The organism is Burkholderia sp. Bp9012 (assembly GCF_003853825.1).
Classification (GTDB): Bacteria; Pseudomonadota; Gammaproteobacteria; order Burkholderiales; family Burkholderiaceae; genus Burkholderia; species Burkholderia diffusa.
In genome coordinates this window covers 1-1,317 of the sequence record NZ_QTQA01000076.1, presented here as the reverse complement: position 1 = coordinate 1,317, position 1,317 = coordinate 1, and the positions used below count along the sequence as shown (strand labels likewise).

Sequence of the window (1,317 nt, the reverse complement as noted above, 5' to 3'; positions counted from 1 at the left end):
CCAGTTAATGGTATGGACTGCTCCGGCAGGCGTATCGTAACTGCTGACGTTACCGTTCATAGGAGTATCGTCATGGAAATCATTCGGTTCCTTGCCATCGATCTTGCAAAGAATGTCTTCCAACTGCACGGCGTGGATGCCGCAGGCACGCTTGTGCTGCGACGTCGCGTTGGCCGCGCCCAACTGACTGAACTGGTTCTTCGACTTGCACCATGCACTATCGGGATGGAAGCCTGCTCAAGCGCCCATCATTGGGCACGGCAGTTTCAGCAGCAAGGCCACACGGTAAAACTCATCAGCCCGCAATTCGTGAAACCTTTCGTGAAGGGCAACAAGACTGACGGCAACGATGCTGAGGCGATCTGCGAGGCATTGCAGCGACCATCAATGCGGTTCGTGCCAATCAAGTCCGTCGAGCAACAAGATGTTCAAAGTCTTCACCGCGCTCGTAGTCGCCTCGTGAGCAATCGGACCGGGCTGGTGAGTCAGATGCGCAGCATTCTCGCAGAGCGAGGCATCGTATTCGCGCAATCGATCACGCGTGCGCGCCGGGAGATTCCGGCCATCGTCGCAGACATCACGAACGCCCTAACGCCACTCGCGCGCGAGATACTGGCCGATCTGATGGACCAGTTGCGCGAACTGGACAAACGCATCACCGGATTCGACAGACGTATCGATGCAGTGTTCAAGGCCAGCGAGACCTGCCAGCGCATTGCGCAGATTGAAGGAGTTGGTCCCAAAACGGCGACCGCCATCGTTGCTGCCGTATCCGATCCAAAGGACTTTAAGAACGGCCGCCACTTTGCTGCCTGGCTCGGCCTCGTTCCCCGTCAGAGCTCAAGCGGTGACCGAACACATCTCCTCGGCATCAGCAAGCGAGGCGACCGACATCTACGGACCTTGCTCATACACGGTGCACGCGCAGTACTCCGAACTGCTCCAACCAAACACGACAGAAAGCACGCCTGGGCTCTTGCGTTGCAGGCCAGGCGAGGCGCAAATCGAGCCATCGTGGCGATCGCGAACAAGATGGCCCGTGTCATCTGGTCGATGCTTGCAACCGGCCAGTCGTATCAGAAAGCAGTGTAGCAATGTCACCAACGATGCGTTGACGAATTGACGAATGGCACTCCGGTCGATCCGGCGAGCAGGGAACCTGATTTTTATAACGGCCCCCGAGGTCTTCCAGTTGTTGAGGCCTGCACGCGCGGAATTCCAGTTGGGCGCTGGGCTCTGCCCTGACGCCGGATATATGTACGCAATCGACTTCCGTGTCCGTCAACTTCCGTTTGCTATTGGGAGCAGTCCATATAT

Annotated in this window: 1 protein-coding gene; it reads left to right on the top strand. The window is 57.3% G+C overall.

Going from position 1 to position 1,317, the window contains the following annotated elements; all coding sequences use genetic code 11:
• Positions 1–72: 72 nt before the first annotated feature.
• Positions 73–1,092, top strand: a complete 1,020-nt coding sequence (locus DIE11_RS35955) for an IS110 family transposase (protein WP_124489887.1) — start codon at positions 73–75, stop codon at positions 1,090–1,092.
• Positions 1,093–1,317: the final 225 nt, after the last annotated feature.

What these genes read in the sequence shown, in the direction of transcription:
- DIE11_RS35955 (WP_124489887.1), top strand. Translation starts at nt 73, where the DNA reads ATGGAAATCATTCGGTTCCTTGCCATCGATCTTGCAAAGAATGTCTTC.